Source organism: Streptomyces sp. NPDC002787, assembly GCF_053592095.1.
Window position 1 is genome coordinate 235,572 of record NZ_JBSFVC010000003.1, and the last position, 25,430, is coordinate 261,001.

The 25,430-nt window shown below is 69.4% G+C and carries 18 protein-coding genes and 1 pseudogene; 10 read left to right on the forward strand and 9 right to left on the reverse strand.

Features of this window, described 5'->3' with window-relative positions; genetic code table 11:
* Positions 1 to 9: 9 nt before the first annotated feature.
* Genes ACWD26_RS05155 through ACWD26_RS05165 form a run of 3 tightly spaced genes read right to left on the reverse strand, consistent with a single transcriptional unit; the run spans position 10 to position 2,850 of the window.
* Positions 10 to 921 carry an ABC transporter ATP-binding protein gene (locus ACWD26_RS05155; RefSeq protein WP_451266329.1) on the reverse strand — a complete coding sequence of 304 codons (912 nt, stop codon included), beginning with the start codon at positions 919 to 921 and terminating at the stop codon, positions 10 to 12.
* Positions 918 to 1,871 (reverse strand): ABC transporter permease subunit, encoded by a 954-nt coding sequence (locus ACWD26_RS05160; protein WP_451266331.1) that lies wholly within the window; start codon positions 1,869 to 1,871, stop codon positions 918 to 920. Before ACWD26_RS05160 ends, ACWD26_RS05155 begins: the two co-directional genes overlap by 4 nt.
* Positions 1,861 to 2,850, reverse strand: coding sequence for an ABC transporter ATP-binding protein (locus ACWD26_RS05165; protein ID WP_451266650.1), 990 nt, complete (start codon positions 2,848 to 2,850; stop codon positions 1,861 to 1,863). Before ACWD26_RS05165 ends, ACWD26_RS05160 begins: the two co-directional genes overlap by 11 nt.
* A 393-nt stretch (positions 2,851 to 3,243) precedes the next feature.
* On the opposite strand from ACWD26_RS05165, the gene ACWD26_RS05170 reads away from it, so the two are divergent.
* The 7 genes and pseudogenes from ACWD26_RS05170 (at position 3,244) to ACWD26_RS05200 (ending at position 10,527) form a co-directional block, all read left to right on the forward strand.
* The gene (locus tag ACWD26_RS05170) at positions 3,244 to 4,092 is read left to right on the forward strand and encodes a M24 family metallopeptidase (RefSeq protein ID WP_451266333.1); all 849 of its coding nucleotides are present in this window, start codon (positions 3,244 to 3,246) and stop codon (positions 4,090 to 4,092) included.
* Positions 4,089 to 5,873, forward strand: a complete 1,785-nt coding sequence (locus ACWD26_RS05175; protein ID WP_451266335.1) for an SDR family oxidoreductase — start codon at positions 4,089 to 4,091, stop codon at positions 5,871 to 5,873. The genes ACWD26_RS05170 and ACWD26_RS05175 overlap by 4 nt, the downstream gene beginning before the upstream one ends.
* Positions 5,870 to 6,807 (forward strand): annotated as a pseudogene (locus ACWD26_RS05180) (metal-dependent hydrolase). The gene ACWD26_RS05175 and the pseudogene ACWD26_RS05180 overlap by 4 nt, the downstream one beginning before the upstream one ends.
* Positions 6,808 to 6,851: 44 nt before the next feature.
* Positions 6,852 to 7,799 (forward strand): MerR family transcriptional regulator, encoded by a 948-nt coding sequence (locus ACWD26_RS05185; protein WP_451266337.1) that lies wholly within the window; start codon positions 6,852 to 6,854, stop codon positions 7,797 to 7,799.
* Positions 7,800 to 7,922: 123 nt separating this feature from the next.
* The gene (locus ACWD26_RS05190; protein ID WP_451266339.1) at positions 7,923 to 8,471 is read left to right on the forward strand and encodes an RNA 2'-phosphotransferase; all 549 of its coding nucleotides are present in this window, start codon (positions 7,923 to 7,925) and stop codon (positions 8,469 to 8,471) included.
* A 163-nt stretch (positions 8,472 to 8,634) separates the two neighbouring features.
* Positions 8,635 to 9,537, forward strand: a complete 903-nt coding sequence (locus ACWD26_RS05195) for an LLM class flavin-dependent oxidoreductase (protein ID WP_451266341.1) — start codon at positions 8,635 to 8,637, stop codon at positions 9,535 to 9,537.
* Between the two features lie 120 nt (positions 9,538 to 9,657).
* Entirely contained in the window at positions 9,658 to 10,527 is an 870-nt protein-coding gene (locus ACWD26_RS05200) for an HAD family hydrolase (protein ID WP_451266343.1), read from the forward strand.
* 84 nt (positions 10,528 to 10,611) lie between these two features.
* On the opposite strand, the gene ACWD26_RS05205 is transcribed toward ACWD26_RS05200, so the two are convergent.
* The 5 genes from ACWD26_RS05205 to hisC all read right to left on the reverse strand — a co-directional run bounded on the left by ACWD26_RS05205 (position 10,612) and on the right by hisC (position 19,370).
* Positions 10,612 to 11,676, reverse strand: coding sequence for a M23 family metallopeptidase (locus tag ACWD26_RS05205; protein ID WP_451266345.1), 1,065 nt, complete (start codon positions 11,674 to 11,676; stop codon positions 10,612 to 10,614).
* 196 nt (positions 11,677 to 11,872) lie between these two features.
* Positions 11,873 to 15,430 carry a thiol reductant ABC exporter subunit CydD gene (gene cydD, locus ACWD26_RS05210; RefSeq protein ID WP_451266347.1) on the reverse strand — a complete coding sequence of 1,186 codons (3,558 nt, stop codon included), beginning with the start codon at positions 15,428 to 15,430 and terminating at the stop codon, positions 11,873 to 11,875.
* Positions 15,431 to 15,529: 99 nt separating this feature from the next.
* Positions 15,530 to 16,534 (reverse strand): cytochrome d ubiquinol oxidase subunit II, encoded by a 1,005-nt coding sequence (cydB, locus tag ACWD26_RS05215; RefSeq protein WP_451266349.1) that lies wholly within the window; start codon positions 16,532 to 16,534, stop codon positions 15,530 to 15,532.
* Positions 16,535 to 16,561: 27 nt separating this feature from the next.
* Positions 16,562 to 18,070: a cytochrome ubiquinol oxidase subunit I gene (locus tag ACWD26_RS05220; RefSeq protein ID WP_451266351.1), complete on the reverse strand. Its 1,509-nt coding sequence runs from the start codon at positions 18,068 to 18,070 to the stop codon at positions 16,562 to 16,564.
* Between the two features lie 220 nt (positions 18,071 to 18,290).
* Positions 18,291 to 19,370 (reverse strand): histidinol-phosphate transaminase, encoded by a 1,080-nt coding sequence (gene hisC, locus ACWD26_RS05225; protein ID WP_451266353.1) that lies wholly within the window; start codon positions 19,368 to 19,370, stop codon positions 18,291 to 18,293.
* A gap of 436 nt (positions 19,371 to 19,806) precedes the next feature.
* Here hisC and ACWD26_RS05230 point away from each other — a divergent pair, with 436 nt between their 5' ends.
* The 3 genes from ACWD26_RS05230 to ACWD26_RS05240 all read left to right on the forward strand — a co-directional run bounded on the left by ACWD26_RS05230 (position 19,807) and on the right by ACWD26_RS05240 (position 23,272).
* Positions 19,807 to 20,919, forward strand: coding sequence for a LacI family DNA-binding transcriptional regulator (locus ACWD26_RS05230; RefSeq protein WP_451266355.1), 1,113 nt, complete (start codon positions 19,807 to 19,809; stop codon positions 20,917 to 20,919).
* Positions 20,920 to 21,119: 200 nt separating this feature from the next.
* Positions 21,120 to 22,214 carry a metallophosphoesterase gene (locus ACWD26_RS05235; RefSeq protein ID WP_451266652.1) on the forward strand — a complete coding sequence of 365 codons (1,095 nt, stop codon included), beginning with the start codon at positions 21,120 to 21,122 and terminating at the stop codon, positions 22,212 to 22,214.
* Between the two features lie 182 nt (positions 22,215 to 22,396).
* A complete protein-coding gene (locus tag ACWD26_RS05240) occupies positions 22,397 to 23,272 on the forward strand; it encodes a hypothetical protein (protein ID WP_451266357.1) in 876 nt (291 codons plus the stop codon).
* Between the two features lie 203 nt (positions 23,273 to 23,475).
* Here the strand turns inward: ACWD26_RS05240 and thiC are convergent, their stop codons facing one another.
* Entirely contained in the window at positions 23,476 to 25,302 is a 1,827-nt protein-coding gene (gene thiC / locus ACWD26_RS05245; protein WP_451266358.1) for a phosphomethylpyrimidine synthase ThiC, read from the reverse strand.
* Positions 25,303 to 25,430 lie beyond the last annotated feature (128 nt).

Consider the following 25,430-nt stretch of genomic DNA (forward strand, 5'->3'; position numbering starts at 1 on the left):
TTCGGCCTCCTACGCCGCGACGAGATACGAGAAGACGGACTCGAGGGACTCGTCCGACGGCGAGACCGTGAGCAGACGGATACCGTGGTCCCGTGCCACCCTCGGCAACAGGGCCGTGAACCGGCCGAAGTCGACAGCCTGAACGCGCAACGCGCCCTCCGCGAGGTCCACTTCGATCCCGGCGGTCGACGGGTCGGCGATCAGCGCGGCGGCCAGGGCCCGGTCGTCGCTGGAACGCACCAGATAGCGGTGCGGGCGGTCGGTCATCAGGCGGCGAATGCGCCGGAAGTCGCCGCTCGCCGCGTGCCGTCCGGCGACGATCACTTCGATATGGGCCGCCAACTGCTCGACCTCTTCGAGGATGTGGGACGAGAACAGCACCGTGCGTCCCTCGTCGCCCATCCGCCGCAGGAGGTCCATCAGCTGCATGCGCTGGCGAGGATCCATGCCATTGAACGGCTCGTCCAGCAGGAGCAGCGACGGTTCGTGGACCAGCGCCGAGGCCATCTTCACGCGCTGGCGCATGCCCTTGGAGTACGTCGAGATCTTGCGGTCCTGCGCGTACTCCATCTCCACCGTGGCGAGCGCCCGCTGGGCGGCCTTCGCGCCGAGTCCGTGCAATTCGGCGTTCGCGACGACGAATTCGCGGCCGGAGAGGAAGTCGTACATCGCCTCGCGCTCGGGGACGATGCCGATGTGCTTGTAGATCTGCTCGTTGCGCCACACCGGCTTGCCGTCGAGGGTGACGGAGCCCGTGGAAGGGGCCAGGAAGCCGCCCATCATGTTGATGAGAGTGGACTTGCCTGCGCCGTTCGGGCCGAGGAGTCCGGTGACGCCGGGGCCGATCGTCATCGTGACGTCGTTGACCGCCACCACGTTGCCGAACCAGCGTGAGACGTGGTCGATGTTGAGCGTGGTCACAGCCCGACCTTTCGGTAGCGGCGCATCAGCAGGCCGTAGGAGCCGGCGATGAGACCCAGGACGACGAGGACGTAGAGGGCTCCCTGCCCGTCGGAGGGCCCGTGCCCGCCGGGGAAGGCGGAGGGGGCGCCCAGGAAGGCGGTCTGCACGCCGTCGATGAGCGTGATGGGCGAGAAGAAGCCGAGCCAGGGCACCGTGTCCGAGCTGTTCTGCTCGGTGGCGATGGCCTGGACGACGGACACCGCGCCGTAGGAGATGGTCAGGACGGCGATGACGGCCGCGATGCCGAAGCCGCGCCGCGGGGTGACCGCCGAGATCACCAGGCCGATACCGGCGAAGAGGAGCGACAGCAACGCCACGGACACCAGTCCCTGTGCCAATCCCTTGGTCTGGTCGGTGAAGTCGAACTCGGCCAGCAACGCGCCCACATAGAGCACGAGCAGGGGCACCGCGGTCAGGATGAAGAGCGCCGAGGTCAGCGCCGCGAACTTCGCGCGGACGTAGTCGGCGGTCTCGATCGGGCGCGAGAAGTACAGCGGGACGGTCTTGAAGCGCAGGTCGCGCGAGACGGCCTGCGGTGCCTGGGAGGCGACGTACAGGCCGATGACGGCCTGCATGATGACCGCGTACTCGGTGTACTTGACGGGCAGGTCCTTGACGGGCAGGCCCTGGGACTGGGTGGCGATCGCGACCGCCACCATAATGGCCGCCGGCACGCACATCACCGCGAAGAGCAGCATGGGCAGCACCTTGGACTTGGCCGAGCGGCCCAGCCCGTACGCGCCGCGCAGGGACTGCGAGAACAGCGAGCGGCGGGCGTAGGCACGGCCCAGGCGAGGGCCGTCGTAGGAGCGGTATCCGATGTTGTGGATGCGGCTCTGTTCGCCCGCGCGCGCGGGCTGTCCACCGGCGAGGGCCGGTGCCTGTGCACCGTGCTGCTCAACCGCCATGGCCGACCGCCTCCTTCCCTGCGTCCTGGGCGCTCATGGTGCCCGTCTGTTCGTCGTCGTCCTTGAAGACCTCGGCGATGTGGTGCCTGCGCTGCTCCATACGGACCAGCCCCAGGCCCAGGTCGGCGACCAGGTCGCGGACCAGGTCGTAGGTCTCCTCACCCTGGGCGGTGAGCAGCAGGATGTGCCCGGCGCCCGGCAGACCGCTGCCGTCGGAGACGGTCACCCCGCGCGCGTGGAGCGCCTCGCGCAGCACGCCGGTGCCGTCCGGATGCTCGTCGCTGTCGGTGACCTCGATCGCGAGAGTCGCCGTGCTCTGGGTGAAGTCCCTGGTGGAGCTGGAGCGCAGGAGCTTGCCGCCGTCGACCACGACCACGTGGTCGCAGGTGCGCTCCAACTCGCCGAGCAGGTGGGAAGTGACCAGGACGGAGATGCCGAAGTCGGTGTGGATGCGGCGGATCAGGCCGAGCATCTCGTCCCGGCCGACCGGGTCCAGGCCGTTGGTCGGCTCGTCCAGGAAGACAAGCTGCGGGTCGTGCACCAGGGCCTGGGCGAGTTTCACCCGCTGCTTCATGCCCGTGGAGTAGCCGCCTATGGGGCGGTACCGCTCCTCGTACAGGCCTACGTGGCGCAGGGTGTCCGCGGTGCGCTCGCGTGCGGCGGTCGGCGGGAGCCCTGACATGCGGGCCATGTGCACGACGAACTCGGTGGCCGAGACGTCGGGCGGCAGGCAGTCGTGCTCCGGCATGTACCCCACGCGCTCGCGGATGGCGCCGCCCTCCGTGGCGACGTCGAGGCCGAGCACCTCGGCACGGCCCTCCGATGCGGGGGACAGACCCAGAAGGATCTTGATCAGTGTGGACTTGCCGGCGCCATTGGCACCGACAAGTCCCGTCACACCGGGTCCGATGTCCACGGAGAGCCGGTCAAGAGCGGTCACCCTCGGGAACCGCTTGCTCAGGCTTTCGGTCGCGATCACAGTCACGATTCAGACATTAGAGGCGCGGGCCGCCGCGGTCGTCACCCCGCAGAGCTGTCTCGGCCTCACTCTCGAGTCGTACGGGCCCGTAGGGGGCATCAACCGCCGGTCTCCCTAGGGGTCACCCTGAGGTCGAACAACCGACGGGCCCGAGCCGCCGCACCGATGGCTGTCATGAGGTTGAACGACCGGCGTCGCCGTTTCGTGCCCGGCCACCCACCTGCCTTGGCTCCGCCGACAGTCCTGCCGACAGTGCCGACGGTTCCGCCGACGCCCGTCGGTTTTCCACAGTCCCGCACACCTCTCTTGACGCAGCCTCCAAGCACTGTCACATTCATCAATGTCACATTGCGAACACGGACCGTAGTCGATGAAGACAGGTGGGGCAGTGACATGACCTCGGCGTTGACAGGCGGGTTCACTGCGGATTTGCGGGGGTTCAGGCAGGTGCAGACCCTCGCGTACGAGTGCGCGGAAGCGGTCGCGGCCCAGTTGAAGCCGGGTGTGACCGAGCGCGAGGCGGCGCGGATGCAGCGCAGCTGGCTGCGCGAGCGCGGCGTGCGGGACTGGTTCCACCTGCCCTTCGCCTGGTTCGGAGACCGCACGGCTTTCGTGAACTTCCGGATACCGCTGCAGTTCTTCCCCACCGACCGCCGGCTCGAGGCGGGCATGCCGTTCATCCTCGACATGGCCCCCATATACAAGGGCCACACGGCGGACATCGGCTACTCGGGCTGTCTCGGACCGAATCCGCTGCACGACAAGCTGATGGCGGACCTGCGGGCGCACCGCGAGCTGATCCTGCGCGAGGTGCGCGAGCGCCGGTCGCTGCGCGAGATCTACGAGGACGTGGACCGGCTCATGGTCCGCCAGGGATACGCCAACCGGCATCGTGCGTACCCCTTCGGTGTCATCGCGCACAAGGTGGACCGGGTGAAGGAACGCCGCTGGTCACCGCATGTTTTCGGGTTTGGTACCCAGGCGTTGAAGGGCCTGGCGGCCGACGCGCTGCGTGGGCACCGCGACGGCTGGTCGCCGCTGTGGTCGCCGTACCGGTTCTCCGACCACCCCCCGCAGCCAGGGCTGTGGGCGGTCGAGCCGCACCTCGGTTTCCGGGGCACGGGCGCGAAGTTCGAGGAGCTCCTGGTCGTCACGGACTCCAGGAACCCCGAGGAGAGCGCGTTCTGGCTCGACAACGACCTGCCGCACGTGCGCCGGTGGGCGGAGGAGAAGTGCCGATGAGCGAAGGGGGAGACGTGACGGGTGAAACGGGGCTCGAGAACGCACGAATGCGCCGGGTGCGCGCGGGCGGAGTGGAGTTGTGCGTCGCCGAGCTGGGCGATCCCGGGCAGCCGACCGTGTTGCTCGTGCACGGCTACCCCGACTCGAAAGAGGTGTGGTCCGAGGTCGCGGTCCGGCTCGCGGAACGCTTCCATGTGGTGCTGTACGACGTGCGTGGCCACGGCGGTTCGACGGCGCCGAAGCCACTGCGCGGCGGGTTCACCTTGGAGAAGCTGACGGACGACTTCCTGGCGGTCGCTGACGCGGTCAGTCCCGACCGGCCTGTGCATCTGGTGGGGCACGACTGGGGTTCGGTGCAAGGCTGGGAGTTCGTGACGGTCGAACGCACCGAGGGCCGTATCGCATCGTTCACCTCGATGTCCGGCCCGTCCCTGGACCACCTGGGGCACTGGGTCAAGCGGCGGGTGCGGCGGCCGACCCCGCGCCGGATCGGTCAACTCCTCGGCCAAGGCGCCAAATCCTGGTACGTCTACCTGCTCCACACCCCCCTGCTGCCCGAGCTCGCCTGGCGCGGCCCCCTCGGCAAGCAGTGGCCCGGCCTGGTCCGGCGGGCCGAGAAACTGCCCCAGGGCGACTACCCCAGCCCGACGCTGCCCAAGGACGCCGCGCACGGGGCGTGGCTGTACCGGGACAACATGCGAGCGCGTCTGGCACGCCCCCGGGACGACGCGTACGCGCACGCGCCCGTGCAGCTGATCACGCCCCTGGGAGACCAGTTTCTCTCCGAACAGCTCTACGACGACCTGGAGACGTGGGCCCCGCGGCTGATCCGCCGCACCCTGCCCGCCAAGCACTGGATCCCGCGCACCCGCCCTGACCAACTCGCGTCCTGGATCACCGAGTTCGTCACTGCCACCGAGGGCGGACGGCCCGCACCGGCAGCCACCGGGAAGTACGCGGACCGGTTCGGCGGGCAGTTGGTGCTGGTCACCGGCGCGGGCGGTGGTATCGGCCGGGCCACGGCCTTCGCGTTCGCCGAGGCCGGCGCGCGGGTGATCGCCGTCGACCTGGACGCCGAAGGAGCGTCGCGCACGGCGGAGTTGTCCCGGCTGATCGGAGCCCCCGAGGCCTGGGCCGAGGCGGTCGACGTCTCGGACGAGCAGGCCATGGAGAAGCTCGCCGGGAAGGTCGCCACCGAGTACGGCGTGGTGGACGTGCTGGTGAACAACGCCGGGGTCGGACTCTCGGGATCCTTCCTCGACACCACGCCGGAGGACTGGCGGAAGGTCCTCGACGTCAATCTGTGGGGCGTGATCCACGGCTGCCGGCTCTTCGGGAAGCAGATGGCCGAGCGGGGCCAGGGCGGTCACATCGTCAACACCGCCTCCGCTGCCGCGTATCTGCCCTCCAGGTCGCTGCCGGCGTACAGCACGTCCAAGGCAGCGGTGCTGATGCTCAGCGAGTGCCTGCGCGCGGAGCTGGCCGGACAGGGCATCGGCGTCTCGGCGATCTGCCCCGGCATCGTCAACACCAACATCACCTCGACCGCGCGCTTCGCCGGTGTCGAAGCCGAGGAGGAACAGCGTCGGCAGCGTAAGACAGCGCGGCTGTACGCACTGCGGAACTACCCACCGGAGAAGGTCGCCGACGCCGTCCTGCGCGCGATCGTCCGCAACCAGGCCGTCGTCCCCGTCACCCCGGAGGCCCACGGCGGCCGCCTCATGTCCCGGTTCGCCCCGAGAGCGCTGCGCGCGCTCGCCCGGCTGGAGCCGCCGCTGTGAGCCCCCGGTTCGAGCAGAACGAGCACCACGAGCACCGCGAGATCGCTCCACGCCGGGTCTCCTTCGACTGGGAGAAGACCCCGCTGCACCGGATCCCCGACGAGCCCACCGCCACCCACGTCATCAATGTGCCGCCTGCTGCCGGCGGGGGAGCGGTGGTTCGTCAAGGTCTTCAGGGAGGGGCTGCCGCTGGTCAGGGGCCCCGACTGCTCAAGGCGTCAGGGGTTTCATGGGGCGGCAGGAGGCGCCACACAGCGTGCAGCACGCATGTGCCGAGCCCTCTCGCGGTGCAGCGGCTCGGCACCGCGGACTTCACCCGGTACGTCGGCTTCCTCTTCGAGAAGCTGCTCGGCGACAAGCGACCTCTGGGAGCGCCGGTTCCGCCTCGGGAATGGCCGCGTTTCCGGCTGTCGGTGATCGCGGCGGTAGAGCAGTTCACGGCTGTCCTCGGCGACTGGGTGCTGACCGTCGAGGGGCTCGACAGGGCCGGGTCGGACGAGGTCATGCTGGACCTGCTGCGCCGGCATGGCGCGGAGGTGGTCGAGCACCGCGCGGTCGCCTTCGACATGTTCCAGCACAGCGGCGGCCGCGGCCGGCCCCGCTACGCCCGCCGGGTGGCGGGCATGGCGGTCACGGCACCGGTGATGCTCTCCATGTGGTCGTGGGGCAGCGGCGTACCTCATACGGCACGACCCGAAGCTCGCCGGACGCCTGTGCTACTTCCTGGCAGCGCACAACAGGGCCGGACGCAAGGGGACTGCTGCCCACGTGGAAGGAGCCCGGCGCGGCCGTCCCCCGCTACCTGCGCCGCTCCTACCACCTGTCTCAGGAGGGTTCACCGCGCGGGGCGGTCGAGTATCTGGCGAGGTCGCCTGCGACACGCGGCACAACGGGCATCGCGGCGGGCACGAACACACGGGCGGCGTCCGCGTAACCGTCGGCGGACGGCACAGGAAGGCAGAAGGAGGCACGAGGACCGTGAACGACGAAACGGCCGGGGCCGCGTACCGCATCGAGGACCTGGCGCACCGCAGCGGCGCCACGGTCCGGACGATCCGGGCCTACCAGGACCGTGGTCTGCTCCCCCGCCCCGAACGGCGCGGCCGGGCGAACGTGTACTCGGACGCGCATCTGACCAGGCTGCGCCAGATCGCCGGCCTCCTCGACCGCGGCTACACCCTGGCTTCCATCAAGGAGCTCCTGGAGGCCTGGGACACGGGCCGTGGCCTCGGCGGGGTGCTCGGCCTGGTCACGGAGGTCGACGGACCGTGGACCGACGAGGAGGCCGTACGGATCTCGCGTACCGAACTGGTCGAGCGGTTCGGCGGTGCCCCGGACGAGGCCGCGGTGGCGGACGCGGTCGAGCTGGGCGTACTGGAGCCGGTGCCCGGCGAGGAGGATCTGTTCCTCGTGCCGAGCCGTCAAGAGCTGGCGGTGGCAGTCGAGTTGCACGAGGCGGGAGTCCCCCTGACCGCGATCGCGGCATATCGGAGGGAGTTGCGGGGACAGGTCGAGCCCATCGCCGCACGATTCCTGGAGTTCACCACCGAGCACGTGCTCTCCCGCTACCTGGGGCAGCACGAGCCACCGACAGACGCCGAGGCGGTCGAGGCCGCCACGCTCGTACGGCGGCTGCGGCCGCTGGCCCAGCAGACGGTGGACGCCGAACTCGCGCGTGCGATGCGCCTGTTCGCATCCCGTCAGCTACGTCGACACCTTGATGCGCACGCTCCCACAGATACCTCTGACGAGGCGTGTTCCGTACGGATACCGGCTTCGACGATGCGGGCCGTGGAGAAGCTGGTTGGGCCTGAGCAGGCGTCGGCCTTCATCACAGCGGCGACCGAACGAGAGGTACAGTCACGCACCTTGGACACACTCACCGCAAATATGACCGTAAGCCCCAAAGTTGATCAATCGCCGTGAACTACACAGGGAGTTGTCCACAGAATCTTCAATTCCCCTGTGGATAACTCCACTTGGCTGTGGATCAAACATCCGGATCAAAACCAAGTGCGTGACACGGGTCTCTCCAGGCACGCTGACAGGATGAACGAACGACGTACCGTGAGGGTGTCGAAGTACCTCTCGAAACACCTTCGACACCAACCGGAGCGGATCGGGCTCACGCTCGACGAGGGCGGCTGGGTCGGCATCGACACGCTCATCGAGGCCGCCGCCGCCCACGGCTTCCGCTTCACCCGGGCCGAGCTCGACCACGTGGTCGAGGCCAACGACAAGCAGCGCTTCGCCGTCGAGGGCGACCGGATCCGCGCCAGTCAGGGCCACACCGTCGAGGTCGACCTCGGACTGCCCCCGGCGACCCCTCCGCCGTACCTCTACCACGGGACCGTGGCGGCCTACCTGAGCGCGATCCGGGCCGAGGGTCTGCGCGCCATGAACCGGCACGACGTGCACCTCTCGCCCGACCGCGAGACCGCCACCCGCGTCGGTGCCCGCCGCGGCCGCCCCGTCGTGCTCTCTGTGGACGCCGGCGCCATGCACCGGGACGGCCATGTCTTCCGCGTCAGCGACAACGGCGTCTGGCTGACCGAGGCGGTGCCACCCCAGTACTTGCGCTTCCCGGAATCGCACTGAGCGAGACCGGCCGAAGCCTTGCCCGCCGAAGCCTTGCCCGCCGAGGCCTCGTCCCGCTCAGCCCTGACCGATTCCGCCCCCACCGGGCCTGCCCGACCCTGACCGTCCCCCAGCCTGTCCGGACCGGTCAGGACCATCCGATGGCTGCGCTTACGCTCGATGTATGAGTCTGCGTCTGAGCACCGTGATCCTGCCGTACCTCCGCTGGCACGAGGGCGGTCGTGCCACGTGGCAGCGGGCCGAGCAGCTCGGGTTCCACACCGCCTTCACCTACGACCACCTGTCGTGGCGGACCTTCCGGGACGGGCCGTGGTTCGGCGCCGTGCCGACCCTGACCGCGGCGACCGCCGTCACCGACCAACTGCGCCTCGGCACGCTGGTGACCTCACCGAACTTCCGGCATCCGGTGACCCTCGCCAAGGAACTGATCTCCCTCGACGACATCTCGGGAGGCCGGATCACCCTCGGCGTCGGCGCGGGCGGCACCGGCTTCGACGCCACCGCGCTCGGCCAGGAGCCATGGACCCCGCGCGAGCGCGCCGATCGTTTCGCCGAGTTCGTCCCCCTGCTCGACCGGCTGCTGACCGAGGACTCCGTCTCGTACGAGGGCGACCACTACTCGGCTCACGAGGCGCGCAACATCCCCGGCTGCGTCCAGCGTCCCCGGCTGCCCTTCGCGGTGGCCGCGACCGGGCCGCGCGGGATGCGGCTGGCCGCACAGTACGGGCAGGCGTGGGTGACCACCGGGGACCCCAGGCTCTACGAGACGGGCACCCCCGAACAGTCGGTTCAAGCCATTCGCGAGCAGGTCGCGAGGCTGGCCGAAACAGCCACCGAGCTCGGCCGGGACGCGGCCAGGCTCGACAAGGTCCTGCTCACCGGGTTCACTCCGGACCGCACCCGACCGCTGGAGTCGCTGGACGCGTTCGTGGACTTCGCCGGCCGCCACGCAGAGCTGGGCTTCACCGACCTCGTGATCCACTGGCCGATCCCTGACTCGGACTTCGCCGCGGACGAGAAGGTCTTCGAGCGGATCGCCATGGAGGCACCGACCCAGCTGGCGTGAGCGTCGTGGTGTCACAGCCGGGGTCGGGACAGCGCTGGCAGTGAGCGTGCGAGGGCGGTAATCACTCACCTGTGCAGGGGCCCGCACGACCGTGCGCGCATATGCGCGACAATGGGACCCGTGACCTCAGCGACGAGACAGCCCGAGACCCCGGCCCCGACCGTCCCGCCCCGGCTGATAGCCACGGATCTCGACGGCACCCTGCTCCGCGACGACAAGTCGGTCTCCCCGCGTACCGTCGCCGCCCTCGCGGCCGCCGAGGAGGCCGGCATCGAGGTCTTCTTCGTCACCGGCCGCCCGGCCCGCTGGATGGACGTCGTCAGTGCACACGTCCACGGACACGGCCTCGCGATCTGCGGAAACGGCGCCGCCGTGGTCGACCTGCACGGCGGCCCCGGCACCCACCGCTTCGTCAAGGTGCGCGAGCTGGCACGGGAGAACGCGCTCGACGCCGTACGGCTACTGCGCGAGGCAGCGCCCGGCACGGTGTACGCGGTCGAGCAGACGTACGGCTTCAACCAGGAGCCCGAGTACCCGAAGCTCCACATGGAGATCCCCGACATCCTCGCGCCTGCCGAGAAGCTGCTGGCCCCGGGAGGAGTCGCCGACGACGAGCCGGTGCTGAAGATCCTCGCGTACCACCCCTCGATCGACCCCGACGACTTCCTCGCCACCGCCCGTATCGCCGTCGGCGACCGTGCCACCATCACCCGCTCCAGCCCCAGCGCCCTGTTGGAGATCAGCGGCCCGGGCGTCTCCAAGGCCAGCACCCTCGCCCTGTGCTGCGCCGAGCGCGGGATCTCGCACGAGGAGGTCGTCGCCTTCGGTGACATGCCGAACGACGTCGAGATGCTCACCTGGGCGGGACAGTCGTACGCCATGGGCAACGCCCACCCGGACGTCCTCGCGGCGGCCTCCGGTCGTACCGTCGCCAACAACGAGGACGGCGTGGCGATCGTGATCGAGCGCCTGCTGGCGGAACGGCTGTAGCCACGACCGCCGAGCCCAGGACCGCCGCCCCGGCCACGGCGGACACCGCCGCGGCGCCGGCCGGCCCCGTGCCGGAGTAGCCGGCTACAACTTCACCCCGTGCTTCAGCAGCCACGGCACGGGGTCCACGGCCGACCCCAGCTCCGGTGTCACCCGTACCTCGAAGTGCAGGTGCGGTCCGGTGGAGTTGCCGGTGGTGCCCGACTGGCCGATCCACTGCCCCGGGGCCACCCGGTCGCCCTGGTCGACGGCGACGGCCGCGAGGTGCGCGTACTGCGTGTAGTAGCCGTCGGCGTGCTGGACGACGATCTCGATGCCGAAAGCACCACCGCACGACACCCTCACCACGCGCCCCGCTCCGACCGCCCGCACCGGCGTGCCGATCGGTACCGCGAAGTCCTGCCCGGTGTGGCTGCCGACCCAGCGTTCACCACCGCTGCCGTACCCCGCCGAGAGCTCGTACGACTCGACGGGCGCCACCCACGCACTCCTGGAGCCGCCGTCCGGCTGGTCAAGCTGGACGGCTCCCCGGCAGGCGCCGGCCGCGACCGCGGCGTCGGCCTGTCCCTGGAGCGTCCACTGCGCCTCTTCGAGTTTCCGCTGGATCGTCTGCTTGATCTCGGCGAGTTCGGTGTTCCGCCGCTTCAGCGCCCGCCAGGCCGCTGCGGCTTTCGCCTCGTCCGCGACCAGCCTCGTCTCTGCTCGACGGCTCTTGGTCACCGCGCTGTTGACCGCCAGATCGGCCTGCAGGACAGCCCGCTGACCGCGCATCAGCTCCTCGGGATCGTCCGCGAAGAGCATCTGGGCGGTGTACGGCACCCCACCGCCCTCGCGGTACTGGGCGCGCGCGATCCGACCGAGATCGGCGTTCAAAACCGCCAGCTGCTTCCGCTCCCGCGCGAGCAAGCGCTCCAGCCCCTCCGCCTGCGCCTTCTGCGCATCCGCCGCCCGCCGTCCCGCCTCGTAGTGCCGCGTCGCCACCGCCGCGTCCTGGAACAGCCGCGTCACCCGGGCGCTGATCCCGGCGTCACCGGGCGCCCCCGGGTTCCCGCCCACATCGCTCTCGGCCGCCGTGGGCCGGGCCATGAGAACCGCCGCGGCGCACAGCGGCACTACGACGAACAGCGGGCGTCGGCGAGAGAAGCGCATGCCAGTGATCGTGGCCCGCCCCGGTGTCCCCGGTCCTCTTCAACCGTGCGGCTGGGGGACGGCGTGCCCCGGACGGACCAAGCGGCTGGGCCGAACAGGGGCCGGACCGCCGGATGTTCGGCGAGGAAGCTTGCGGACGGCACCGCCCCTCAGCGGGCGAAGGACTCGCGCAGGACCGCGCCGGGTAGCGAGAGGCTCAGACCCCGGCCAGCAGCTCCCCCATGGCCTCGCGTTCCACCATCGTCCGCAAGGGACCGTCGACCGCGGCCAGTTCCGCGTACGTCCCGCGCTGCGCGACACGTCCCTCCGCCAGCACGACCACCTCGTCCACGGCTTCCAGGCCGGCCAGCCGATGGGTGATCAGCAGGGTCGTACGGCCCTGGGTCGCGGCCAGCAGGTCAGCGGTGAGCGCGTCGGCGGTGGGCAGATCCAAGTGTTCCGCGGGCTCGTCGAGGACGAGGACCGGGAAGTCGGCCAGCAGCGCGCGGGCAAGGGCGAGCCGCTGACGCTGCCCACCGGACAGCCGCGCTCCGTGCTCACCGATCGGTGTGTCGAGCCCAGCGGGAAGTTCGTCGACCCAGTCAAGCAGCCGCGCCCGCGCGAGAGCGTCCCGCACCTCCGCCTCGGTGGCGTCCTTCCGGGCGAGCAGCAGGTTCTCGCGCACCGAGCTGTCGAAGAGGTGCGCGTCCTGGGCACACAGACCGACGAGCCGTCGTACGGCGTCCCCGTCAAGCGTGTAGGCGTCCACGCCGCCGAGCGTGTACGTCCCCTCGCGCGCGTCCAAGAACCGCAGCAGCACCTGCGCGAGCGTCGTCTTGCCCGCCCCCGAGACCCCGACCACGGCGATCCTGCGCCCCCGTTCGAGGGTGAGGTCCAGTCCGGCCAGCGCGTCCCGATTCTGCCCCGCATACCGTGCGCCGATCCCTTCGAGCCGCAGCGGGAACGGCGACACCGGCGCCTCGGCCGGCTTCTCCGGTTCGTGTACGTGATCGGGGGAGTCCAGTACGTCGTACACGCGCTCCGCGCTCCTGCGCACCCGCTGGCGGAACTGGACGGCGAGCGGCATCCCCAGCACCGCCTCGAACGCGGCCAGCGGAGTGAGCACGACGACGGCCATGGCCACACCGCTCAGCCGCCCGTCGACGACCGCCTGTGCGCCGAAGAGCGCCGTGGCGGCGACGGTGAGCCCGGAGACGAGCGCGGTGAGCCCGTCGCCGAGCGCGGTGGCCGTGGCCGCCCGGGAGGCGATCCGGGTGAGCACACGGTCGGCCCGACGCGCCTCGGCGGTACGGGCGGGCAGGGCGCCCGCGACCGTCAACTCGGCGGTGCCGGTGAGCAGATCGGCCACGCGTGTGGCCAGGACCCCTCGGGCCGGCGCCAGCCGGTTCTCCGCCCGCCGAGCCACGGCGTCTGTCAGGAAGGGGACTCCGGCCCCGGCGGCGAGCAGCCCGACGGCGAGGACGGCGCCGGCCTCGGGCAGCAGCCAGGCGGTGAACCCGACGGAGGCGGTGGACACGGCCACCGCGGCCCAGGCGGGCAGCAGCCACCGCACCCAGTAGTCCTGCAGGGCGTCCACATCGGCGACCAGCCGTGAGAGCAAATCTCCGCGTCGAGTCGTCCGCAGCCCGGCGGGGGCCAGCCGCTCCAGCCGCCGGTATACGGCCACCCTCGTGTCGGCCAGCATCCGCAGCACGGTGTCGTGCGACACCAGCCGCTCCGCGTACCGGAACACCGCCCGCCCTATCCCGAACGCTCGCGTCGCCGTCACCGCGACCATCAGATACAGCACCGGAGGCTGCTGCGAAGCCCGTGAGATCAGCCATCCGGAGGTGGCCATCAGCCCGACGGCGCTGCCCAGCGCGAGACTGCCGAGCAACAGGGCGAGGGCGAGCCGTCCTCGGCGAGGCCCGGCCATGTGGCGGACACGGCCGAGTACAGCATGCCGGGAGACGTGGGGCGACGCGTCAGGACGAGTCACCGCGCTGCGCGCATCCGCCCCAGCCGTGTCGAGGGGCGCACGCACAGCGGCAGGCCTCTCGGGCTCCCCCGAACCGACAGGCAGCGCCGCAGATGCTCGCTCCTCCAGCCCCACGACGGGCAGCGCTGCAGCGGCCCGTCCCTGTAGCCGCACCACCCGGTCCGCCACCCCCAGCAGCGCCGGCCGGTGCACCACCAGCAGCACGGTCCGGCCCACTGCCAGCCGCCGTACCGCCTCCACGACCTCGGCCTCGGTCTCCCCGTCCAGCGAAGCCGTCGGCTCGTCGAGGAGCAGCACGGGCCGGTCGGCGAGGAACGCCCGGGCAAGGGCGAGCCGTTGCCGCTGTCCGGCGGAGAGACCCGTACCGCCCTCACCGAGGACCGTCTCGGCCCCGGCGGGCAGCGCGTCCACGAACTCCAGCGCCCCCGCGTCGGCCAGCGCCCGCTGTACCGCCTCGTCATCCGCGTCCGGACGAGCCAGCCGTACGTTCTCGGCGATCGACCCGGCGTACAGGTGAGGTCGCTGTGGCACCCAGGCGACGTGCGAACGCCACTCGTCCCTGTCGAGCGAGGCGAGATCGGCTCCCCCCACCCGGACCACGCCCGCCGTAGCCTGCGTGAACCCGAGCAGGACGTTGATCAGCGTCGACTTGCCCACGCCGCTCGGTCCGACGAGGGCCACCGTCTCGCCGGGGGCCACCGTGAAGGACACTTCCGTGACGGCGTCGTACGACCGCCCGGGATACCGGACCGTCACCCCCTCGAACTGGATATCACCTGCGTCCGGCACTGTCCCGGTCCCGGACGCAGGTACGGGTGTCTCCAGGACCTCGAAGATCTCCTCGGCTGCCGCGAGCCCCTCGGCGGCCGCGTGGAACTGGGCGCCCACCTGGCGGACCGGCAGATACGCCTCGGGGGCGAGGATGAGGATGATTAGCCCGATGTACAGGTCCATCTCTCCGTGCACGAGCCGCATTCCGATGGTGACGGCGACCAGCGCGACCGAGATCGTCGCGAGCAGCTCCAGCGCGAAGGACGACAGGAAAGCGATCCGCAACGTCCGCATGGTCGCCTGGCGGTACTCACCCGTGATCCGCCTGATCGACTCGGCCTGTGCCTTGGCCCGGCCGAACACCTTGAGCGTCGGCAGCCCGGCGACGACGTCCAGGAAGTGCCCGGACAGCTGTGACAGCAGCCTCCACTGACGGTCCATCTGCGAGCGAGTGGCCCAGCCGATGAGCACCATGAAGACCGGAATCAGCGGCAGTGTGCCGACGATGATCGCCGCCGACACCCAGTCCTCGGTGACGATCCGCGCGAGGACCGCGACGGGCACGACGAGGGCAAGGCCCAGTTGCGGCAGATAGCGCGAGAAGTAGTCGTCCAGGGCGTCGACTCCACGGGTGGCGAGGGTGACCAGCGAGCCCGTCCGCTGCCCGCTCAACCAGCCCGGCCCCAGCTCGGCGGCCCGCTCCAGCAGCCGACCTCGCAACTCCGACTTCACCGCCGCACTCGCGCGGTGAGCGGCCAGCTCAGTGAGCCAGGAGACCAGTGCCCGCCCCAGTGCGACAGCGGCCAACAGCAGCAGGGGAGTGCGCAGTGCGGAGACGGACATCCCCTGCTGAAAAGCACCGACCACCGCTTCGGCGATGAGCATGGCCTGTGCGATGACAAGTGCCGCCCCGACAACGCCCAGGCCTACGACCGCCAACAGGAAGCGGCGGGTGGCGCGGGCGTATCGCAGCAGTCGCGGGTCGATCGGTTTCACGTGAAACACCCTCTTCTCAACAGGCATGTTTCACGTGAAACATGCCCCTTCGACCTGAGGGGGCGTGTTTCACGTGAAACATCGTCAACCACGCCCCCTCACCGGGACTCAGTGCACCGACTCGGCGATGTGCTGGGTGCCGATCCGCTTGCGGAACACCCAGTACGTCCACCCTTGGTAGAGCATCACGACCGGAGTGGCGATCGCCGCGCACCACGTCATGATCTTCAGGGTGTACGGGCTGGACGAGGCGTTGGTGACTGTGAGGCTCCACTCCTCGTTCAGCGAGGACGGCATGACGTTCGGGAAGAGCGTCAGGAAGAGCATCGCCACGGTGGCCACGATGGTGATCCCGGACAGGGCGAACGCCCAGCCCTCGCGGCCTGCTCGAACCACCATCAGCGCCACCACAAGAGCGGCGACCGCGCCGACCGCCGCGACCAGCGAGACGGCGTCGCCCTTCTCGATCTGTGTCCAGAGCAGGAAGAGAAGCGCCAGTCCGGCCGTCACGGCACCGACACCCAGAGCCAGCTTCCGCGCCCGCTCCCGGATGTCCCCGACCGTCTTCAGACCGACGAAGACCGTCCCGTGGAAGGTGAACAGCGTCAGCGTGACCAGGCCGCCCAGGAGGGCGTAGGGGTTGAGCAGGTCGGCGAGGCTGCCCACGTACTCGAAGTCGCGGTCGATCTTCACTCCGCGCACGATGTTGGCGAAGGCCACGCCCCACAGGAAGGCAGGTAGCAGCGAGGTCCAGAAGATCGCTGTCTCCCAGTTGCGCTGCCACCTCTCCTCGGGCCGCTTTACCCGGTACTCGAAGGCGACGCCCCGGACGATCAGGCAGACCAGGATGAGCAGCAGTGGCAGATAGAAGCCGGAGAAGAGGGTGGCGTACCACTCGGGGAAGGCTGCGAAGGTGGCGCCGCCCGCCGAGAGCAGCCAGACCTCGTTGCCGTCCCAGACAGGTCCGATGGTGTTGATGAGGACCCGCTTCTCCGGACGGTTCCGGGCCAGCAGCTTGGTGAGGACACCGACCCCGAAGTCGAAGCCCTCCAGGAAGAAGTAGCCGGTCCACAGGACGGCGATGAGGACGAACCAGACGTCGTGAAGTTCCATGACTGTGCTCCCTTGGCCCGGTGCGGCCTAGTACGAGAAGGCCATCGGCTTGTCGGCGTCACGGGAGTCGCCGCCGATCTTCGTGGGCGGGTTGAGGTCGGCCTCCGTCAGCTCGGGCGGACCCGCCTTGACGTACTTCACGAGCAGCTTGACCTCGACGACGGCGAGGATGGCGTAGAGCGTGGTGAAGACGAGCATCGAGGTGAGGATCTCCCCCTGGGAGACACCGGGGGAGACCGCGTCCTCGGTGCGCAGCACGCCGTAGACGACCCACGGCTGGCGGCCCATCTCGGTGAAGATCCAGCCCCAGGAGCTGGCGATCAGCGGGAAGCCCAAGGTCAGCACCGCGATGCGCCAGTACCACTTGGTGAGGGTCGGGCCGAGGGCCTTCTTCGGCAACAGCACGAGATGCGGCACCTCGTCGTCGCCTACCCGCAGATGCTGCGGCAGCAGGAACTTCGTGCGGGTGAGCCAGAGTCCGACGAGGCCGATGGCGAAGGACGTCATGCCGAAGCCGATCATCCAGCGGAAGCCCCAGTAGGCGACGGGGATGTTGGGCCGGTAGTCACCGGGCCCGTACTTCTCCTGCTCGGCCTTGTTGACGTCGTTGATGCCGGGGACGTACGAGTCGAAGTCGTCATTGGCGAGGAAGGACAGCAGGCCGGGGATCTCGATGGCGACCTTGTTGTGGCCCTCGTCGACGTCGCCGTAGGCGAAGACGGAGAAGGGCGCGGGCGCCTCGCCGTCCCACAGGGCCTCGGCGGCGGCCATCTTCATGGGCTGCTGCTTGAACATGACCTTGCCGAGCAGGTCGCCGCTGATCGCGGTGAGCATGCCGGCGATGACCACGGTCACCAGACCGAGGCGCAGCGAGGTCTTCATCACCGGGATGTGCTTCTTGCGGGCCAGATGGAAGGCGGCGATGCCGACCATGAAGGCGCCACCGGTGAGGAAGGCCGCCGAAAGGGTGTGAAAGACCTGGGTGAGCGCGGTGTTCTGGGTCAGGACAAGCCAGAAGTCGGTGAGCTCGGCCCGCCCCTTCGCCTCGTTGATCCGGTAGCCGACGGGGTGCTGCATCCAGGAGTTGGCCGCGAGGATGAAGTACGCCGACAGGGTCGTGCCGATGGAGACCATCCATATACAGGCGAGATGGATCTTCTGCGGCAGCTTGTCCCAGCCGAAGATCCACAGCCCGATGAAGGTGGACTCGAAGAAGAAGGCGATCAGTGCCTCGAAGGCGAGCGGGGCTCCGAAGACGTCGCCGACGAAGCGCGAGTAGTCGGACCAGTTCATCCCGAACTGGAACTCCTGCACGATGCCGGTGACGACGCCCATCGCGATGTTGATCAGGAAGAGCTTGCCCCAGAACTTGGTGGCCTTGAGGTACTTCTCCTTCCCCGAGCGCACCCAGGCGGTCTGCAGGCCGGCGGTGAGCGCGGCGAGCGAGATCGTGAGGGGGACGAAGAGGAAGTGGTAGACGGTGGTGATACCGAACTGCCATCGCGCCAGAGTCTCCGGCGCCAGAGCGAGGTCCACGTCTTCTCCTTACATGCCGTGGCACTGCGGCAGTTTGCCCTGTTTGTCACGTACACCACAGGGCAACCGGGACGCGCTTGTGAACGCGTTCACATTCACAAGCAATTATGGCGCATGGCCGTTCGAGGCATGAGCGTGGGGGCCCCCGAAAACGCAAGAGTGGGGCAGAACACATCAGGGGGCCCGGGGAAAATCCCCGGACCCCCTGGTCAGTTGCTGTCTAGAGTTCCTTGCGGAACGTCTCCGTCACCTTGAGGAAGATGTCGTTCGCCTCGGTCTCGCCGATCGTCACCCGCACGCCCTCACCCGGGAACGGTCGCACGACGACGCCGGCCTGCTCGCACACACCGGCGAAGTCGACCGTGCGCTCCCCCAGCCGCAGCCACACGAAGTTCGCCTGGGTCTCCGGTACCGTCCAGCCCTGGCCGCGCAGCGTCTCGACGACCCGGTTCCGTTCGCAGACCAGCGAGCCGACCCGGCCGAGCAACTCGTCCTCGGCGCGCAGCGAGGCGACCGCCGCGTCCTGCGCGAGCTGGCTCACCCCGAACGGCACGGCCGTCTTGCGCAGCGCGGCCGCCACCGGTTCATGAGCGATCGCGAAACCCACCCGGAGTCCTGCGAGGCCGTACGCCTTGGAGAAGGTGCGCAGCACACAGACGTTCGGCCGCTCGCGGTAGAACTCGACGCCGTCCGGCACCTCGACATCCCGTACGAACTCGCGGTACGCCTCGTCCAGCACCACCAGCACATCACCGGGCACCCGGTCGAGGAAGCGCTCCAGCTCGGCCCGGCGCACCGCCGTGCCCGTCGGATTGTTCGGGTTGCAGACGAAAATCAGGCGGGTCCGGTCCGTGATCGCGTCCGCCATCGCGTCCAGATCGTGCACGTCGCCCGGGGTCAGTGGCACCTGCACGGACGTGGCCCCGCTGATCTGCGTGATGATCGGGTACGCCTCGAACGACCGCCAGGCGTAGATCACCTCGTCACCGGGTCCCGAGGTCGCCTGCAGCAGCTGCTGGGCCACGCCGACCGAGCCGGTGCCCGTGGCAAGGTCGGCGACCGGCACCCCGAAGCGGTCCGACAGCTCGTTCATCAGCCCTGTGCACGCCATGTCCGGGTACCGGTTGAAGGACGCGGCCGATCCGGTCACGCTCTCCAGCACGCCGGGCAGCGGCGGGTAGGGATTCTCGTTGGAGGACAACTTGTACGCCACCGGGCCGCCCGCCGCGGCCGGCTTGCCGGGCTTGTAGGTGGGGATACCCTCCAGCTCGGCTCGCAGCTTGGGGCTCGTCTCGCTCACCGCAGTCCTCCTCGTCGACGTAATGCTTCTCACCTTATGAGGATTCGGCGCCCCTGCGAATGGCCTGTGGACAACCGCGCCCACCCCACACTCCAGGCATCTTCTGTGCCGTCATCCACGCCCCTGCCGTCCCATCGACCTCACGGGCATCACCACACGAAGGTGTACGAATCAGGGGGCGCGCCACTTGCGGGCGCGCGCGCCGGTGGCTCGCGCCGTGGCGCGCATCACCCGTGCAGGTGAGTTGAGACCTCTTCGAAACTTCGGGTACTTGGCAGGCCCATGCGCGTCTACGAGTCACGTCCTGACATTGGATCGCCCAACTCCCTTTCATTGTAAGGTAATTGGCCCCTAGTGACCTTGCAGAAACGTGCCTGTCAACGAGTGCATATGCGTCCGCACTACCCCACCGCATGAGCCCTACTATCGGCTCGCCATGACAGCAGCAGGGAAGCACCAGGTGAGCCGCGCGGAAACTCCCCGCCGAGGCAACCGGTCGGGCCGGGCGGGCATCCGAGACGTGGCCGCCGCCGCCGGAGTCTCCATCACGACCGTCTCCGACGCCCTCAACGGCAAGGGCCGGCTCCCGGACGCCACCCGACGCCATGTACGTGAGGTCGCCGACCGACTTGGCTACCGCCCCTCGGCGGCGGCCCGAACCCTCAGAACCGGCAAGTCCGGCCTCATCGGCCTGACCGTGACCACGTATGGGGATGAACCTTTCACCTTCACCGAGTTCGCGTACTTCGCGGAAATGGCGCGGGCCGCCACCTCGGCCGCGCTGGCCCGGGGCTATGCCCTGGTCATCCTCCCCGCGACCTCTCGCCACGACGTGTGGTCGAACGTCGCCCTGGACGGCACCGTGGTCATCGACCCCTCCGACCACGATCCGGTCGTCAGCGAACTGGTCCGCCAGGGGTTACCGGTCGTCTCCGACGGCCGCCCGGCCGGCTCGCTCCCGGTCACCGCGTGGGTCGACAACGACCACGAGGCCGCGGTCCTCGGCATCCTCGACCACCTGGCCGACGCGGGCGCCCGCCGGATCGGACTCCTCACGGGCACGACGACGGACACATACACCCATCTCTCCACCACCGCATACCTGCGCTGGTGCGAGCGTGTGGGCCAGGATCCGGTGTACGAGGCCTATCCGGCGCACGATCCATGCGCGGGGGCCGTCGCCGCCGACCGGCTGCTGGCCCGGCCGGACCGCCCCGACGCGGTCTACGGCCTCTTCGACCCCAACGGCACCGATCTGCTGGCCGCTGCCCGGCGGTACGGTCTGCGCGTCCCCGACGACCTGCTGCTCGTCTGCTGCAGCGAGTCCGCCGTGTACGCGACCACCGAGCCGCCGATCACCACGCTCTCGTTGAAGCCGCGCCGCATCGGCACGGCGGTGGTCCAGCTCCTCATCGACGCCATCGAGGGGGTCGAATCGGACCAACCGGTCGAGCAGGTGATACCGACGGAGCTGATCGTTCGGACCTCGTCCGAGCGACGTCCACCGCGTACGACGGTCAGCCCGCCACGATCGCCTGAAGAGGGTTGACGTCCTGCTTGAGGACCCGAACGGGAATTGGGCGGGGAGAGCCCCGCCCAATTCGGGAGAAAACCGCGGTGAACTGGGGGCCTGCGCCATTTCACCACCCCTGGGTCATCACATGGCGCGATCCGCATTCCTATGATGGGCGCACGACACCGCGGGCCGCTGCGACCAGGCAGTCCGATGCGGTGCAGATGCGGGCGATGGTGGTGGAGGGGTCGATGACTCAGGGGGCCGGTCAGGGACCCGAGGTGCGGACGCCGACGGTGCGCGATTTCCGCGTGCCCGCGTACGTCCACGAGGCCGGTCCGTACGGACACACCACGCACCCCGGCGAGGCCGCCAGGCCCGCCGACGAGCCGGAGGGCTACCCGGAGGGGTACACCCCGACCCAGCGGGATCTGCCGGTGATCAACCGGGGAGACACGGTTCAGGTCGTGATCGACCCGGAGACCGTGCCGGCCGAGCAGACCTCCGCCCGGCCCGGACCGCTCTTCGTCGTCGGGGACGTCCACGGCTACCTCGACGAGCTCCTCGCCGCGCTCCGCGAGAAGGGCCTCGTCGACGCCGCGGGCAACTGGTCGGCGGGCACCGCCCGGCTCTGGTTCCTCGGCGACTTCACCGACCGCGGCCCGGACGGCATCGGCGTCATCGACCTCGTGATGCGTCTGTCCGCCGAGGCGGCCGCGGCCGGCGGCTACTGCAAGGCCCTCATGGGCAACCACGAGCTGCTGCTGCTGGGCGCCAAGCGGTTCGGCGACACGCCCGTCAACTCCGGCGCGGGCACCGCCACCTTCCAGGCCGCCTGGCTCCTCAACGGCGGGCAGAAGACCGACATGGACCGCCTCCAGGACCACCACCTCCAGTGGATGGCCCGCCTCGACGCCATGGAGGAGGTCGACGGCCACCTCCTTGTGCACTCCGACACCACCGCCTACCGCGACTACGGCGACTCCATCGAGGCGGTCAACGACACCATCCGCGAGACGATCACGCGCAACGACGCGGACGAGGTCTGGGACCTCTTCCGCAAGTTCACCCGGCGCTTCTCCTTCCGCGACGAGGGCGGAGCCGACGCCGTGCGCTCCCTGCTCGATGTCTACGGCGGCACGCGCATCGTCCATGGTCACAGCCCCATTCCGTACCTCCTGGGCGAGGTCGGCTCGGAGGACGGCGAGGACGACACGGGACCTTCGGTCGAAGGGCCGTACATCTATGCGGACGGTCTGGCCGTCGCCATGGACGGCGGCGTGACCATGGCCGGAAAGCTGCTGGTCCAGGAACTTCCGCTGCGTACCTGAGCCTTCGCCGGGCAGGCGTCTTCCGTCGGAAGACTTCGCTGGCCAGGGGCCAATTTCTTCAAACCCCCTGTCACCGCCTGCCGTCACCGCTCTACCATCGGCTTATCCGTAGCAGGCTCCCCTCCGTTTCTGCCCGACGGCTCGTCAGCATGCCGAGCCACAGCCCTACGGAGCATCGGGGGATGCACATGAACAGCGTTCCGCAGCACCTGCTCAGTGAGGACCGCCAGGAGTACGAGCGGATCCTCGGCGAGGCGCTGCGCTCCGCACCACACCGCCCGGAATTCGCTGCTGGTCTGCAGAGGCTCAACCCCGAACAGCTGCGCACCATGGCCCTCAACGCCACGGCGATCATCACGGCCGCCGCGTCGACCGAATACCAGTACTACGTAAAGGTCCGCGACGAATTCCGCAGCCCGTCGTCGGCGACCACATCCACCCCCGAGAAAACGACGTCCGGCCCCGAACCGGACGGCACCACGGTGGGGCTCGCCGCCGCCATGGGCGAGGTCACCGAAGCGGTCGGCGCGGGCGCCGGTGCCATAGCCGCGGTGCTCGCACCCGTCCTCGCGGGAACCGCCGCGGTGCTCTTCCTGCTCGTGGGATACGTCATGAAGGTGCTCGACCCCGAGCGGGCGATCGCCGAGACCCTCCTCACCACAGGATGGGTCTTCGGCGCGGTCACGGCGGCGGCGATCCTCGTGGCCGCGGTCGGTCTCCTGCTCACCGCTCTGCGCAACAACGCCACCGCCCTGCTGGACGACGGAGCGCGCAGCGAGTTGAACGACGAGGTGAACCGGGCCAGGGAGGCCTGGCGCCTGGCCCTCCTGGAGCGCGGCATCCTGCCGTTCCTCCGTGACGCCCTGGCGAACCCGGGCCCGGCGGCGCTGAGCGAACCGGACCGGCCGGCCCGGCCCAGCCGCATGCCGCACCTCGGCTACAACCGCCCGAGCTTCAGCAGCAGCCCGGACAGCGGCGGCGCCGGTTCCCGCCCCAGCTACACCAGCCCGGACTTCACCAGCCCGGACTTCGGCGGCCCGGAGCATCAGCCCGAGTAGCGCCCGGGTTCCGGCCGCCGCCCCGGAAGCCACCGGGTTTCGGCGGCCACCCGGCGCGACACGGGCCTTCGCCCGAACCGTCCCACCGCACCGCCGACCCGCGACGGGCTCTCCCGGCAACCAGCCGGAAGAGCGCCGCTCGTCGCACGGCCGGTCGACCGCCACGACCATGTCGCCACGTGTCGACCTGCGCGTCGCTGCGCCTAGTCCGCCATCGGCAGATAGACGCGGTTGCCCGCCTCCGCGAACTCCTTGGACTTCTGGGCCATGCCCGCCTCGATCTCGTCCCGGGAGCCGCCGTGTTCACGGCGGATGTCCTGGGAGATCTTCATCGAGCAGAACTTCGGACCACACATGGAGCAGAAGTGGGCCGTCTTGGCCGGCTCGGCGGGGAGCGTCTCGTCGTGGAACTCACGGGCCGTGTCGGGGTCGAGGGCCAGGTTGAACTGGTCCTCCCAACGGAACTCGAAGCGGGCGTCCGACAACGCGTCGTCCCACTCCTGTGCGCCCGGGTGTCCCTTGGCGATGTCCGCCGCATGGGCGGCGATCTTGTAGGTGATGACGCCGGTCTTCACGTCGTCACGATTAGGCAGTCCCAAGTGCTCCTTGGGCGTCACGTAGCAGAGCATCGCGGTGCCCCACCACGCGATCATCGCGGCGCCTATGCCCGAGGTGATGTGGTCGTACGCCGGTGCGACGTCCGTGGTCAGCGGGCCGAGCGTATAGAACGGAGCCTCATCGCAGATCTCCTGCTGCAGGTCGATGTTCTCCTTGATCTTGTGCATCGGGACATGTCCCGGGCCCTCGATCATGGTCTGTACATCAAAACGCTTCGCGATCCGGTTGAGTTCCCCGAGCGTGCGCAACTCCGCGAACTGCGCCTCGTCGTTGGCGTCCGCGATGGAGCCCGGCCGAAGGCCGTCGCCGAGGGAGTACGTGACGTCGTAGGCGGCGAGGATCTCGCACAGTTCCTCGAAGTTCTCGTAGAGGAACGACTCCTTGTGGTGCGCCAGACACCAGGCCGCCATGATCGAGCCGCCGCGCGAGACGATGCCGGTCTTACGGTTCGCAGTCAGCGGTACGTACGCCAGGCGCACGCCCGCGTGGACCGTCATGTAGTCCACGCCTTGTTCGGCCTGCTCGATGACCGTGTCCTTGTAGATCTCCCAGGTCAGCTCCTCGGCCTTGCCGTCGACCTTCTCCAGTGCCTGATAGAGCGGCACGGTGCCGATGGGGACGGGGGAGTTGCGCAGCACCCATTCGCGGGTGGTGTGGATGTTCCGGCCCGTGGACAGGTCCATGACCGTGTCGGCGCCCCAGCGAGTCGCCCAGGTCATCTTCTCCACCTCCTCCTCGATGGAGGAGGTGACCGCGGAGTTGCCGATGTTGGCGTTGACCTTCACCAGGAACCGCTTGCCGATGATCATCGGCTCGATCTCCGGATGGTTCACATTGGCAGGCAGGACGGCCCTGCCCCCGGCGATCTCCTCCCGGACGACCTCCGGCGAGACATTCTCTCGTACGGCGACGAACTCCATCTCGGGGGTGATCTCCCCGCGTCGCGCGTACGCGAGTTGGGTCACCGCTCGGCCGTCGCGGCTCCGGCGCGGCTGGCGCGGCCGCCCCGGGAACACCGCGTCGAGGTTGCGCAGCCCGCCGCGCGGCGACGTGTGCTTGATCCCGTCGTCCTCGGGGCGGACAGGACGGCCCGCGTACTCCTCCGTGTCCCCCCGGCCGATGATCCAGTTCTCACGAACGGGGACGAGCCCCCTCCTGACATCGGTCTCCGCATTCGGATCGGTGTACGGGCCGGAGGTGTCGTACAGAGTGACGGACTGCCCGTTGGTGAGGTGCACCTGGCGGACCGGCACCCGCAGATCGGGGCGCGAGCCCTCGATGTACGCCTTGTGCCAGCCGATGGACTTCCCGGCCTCCAGGGGCTGTTCGCCCTGGTTCCTTTCGCCCTCGGACGCGGCAGATGCCCCGTCTGTCTGGCTGGAGGCAGGCGTGCGTGTGTCCTCGATGGTCATGAGACCTACTCCCTACGCCGGCATTACCCGGTAACAGGTTCAGCGGTCGACGCAGCGATTTCCGCCCGACGATGTTCCACGTGAAACATCGCGTCTGCGGAGGTCAGCGCCCTCTCAGCCCGGTGCTC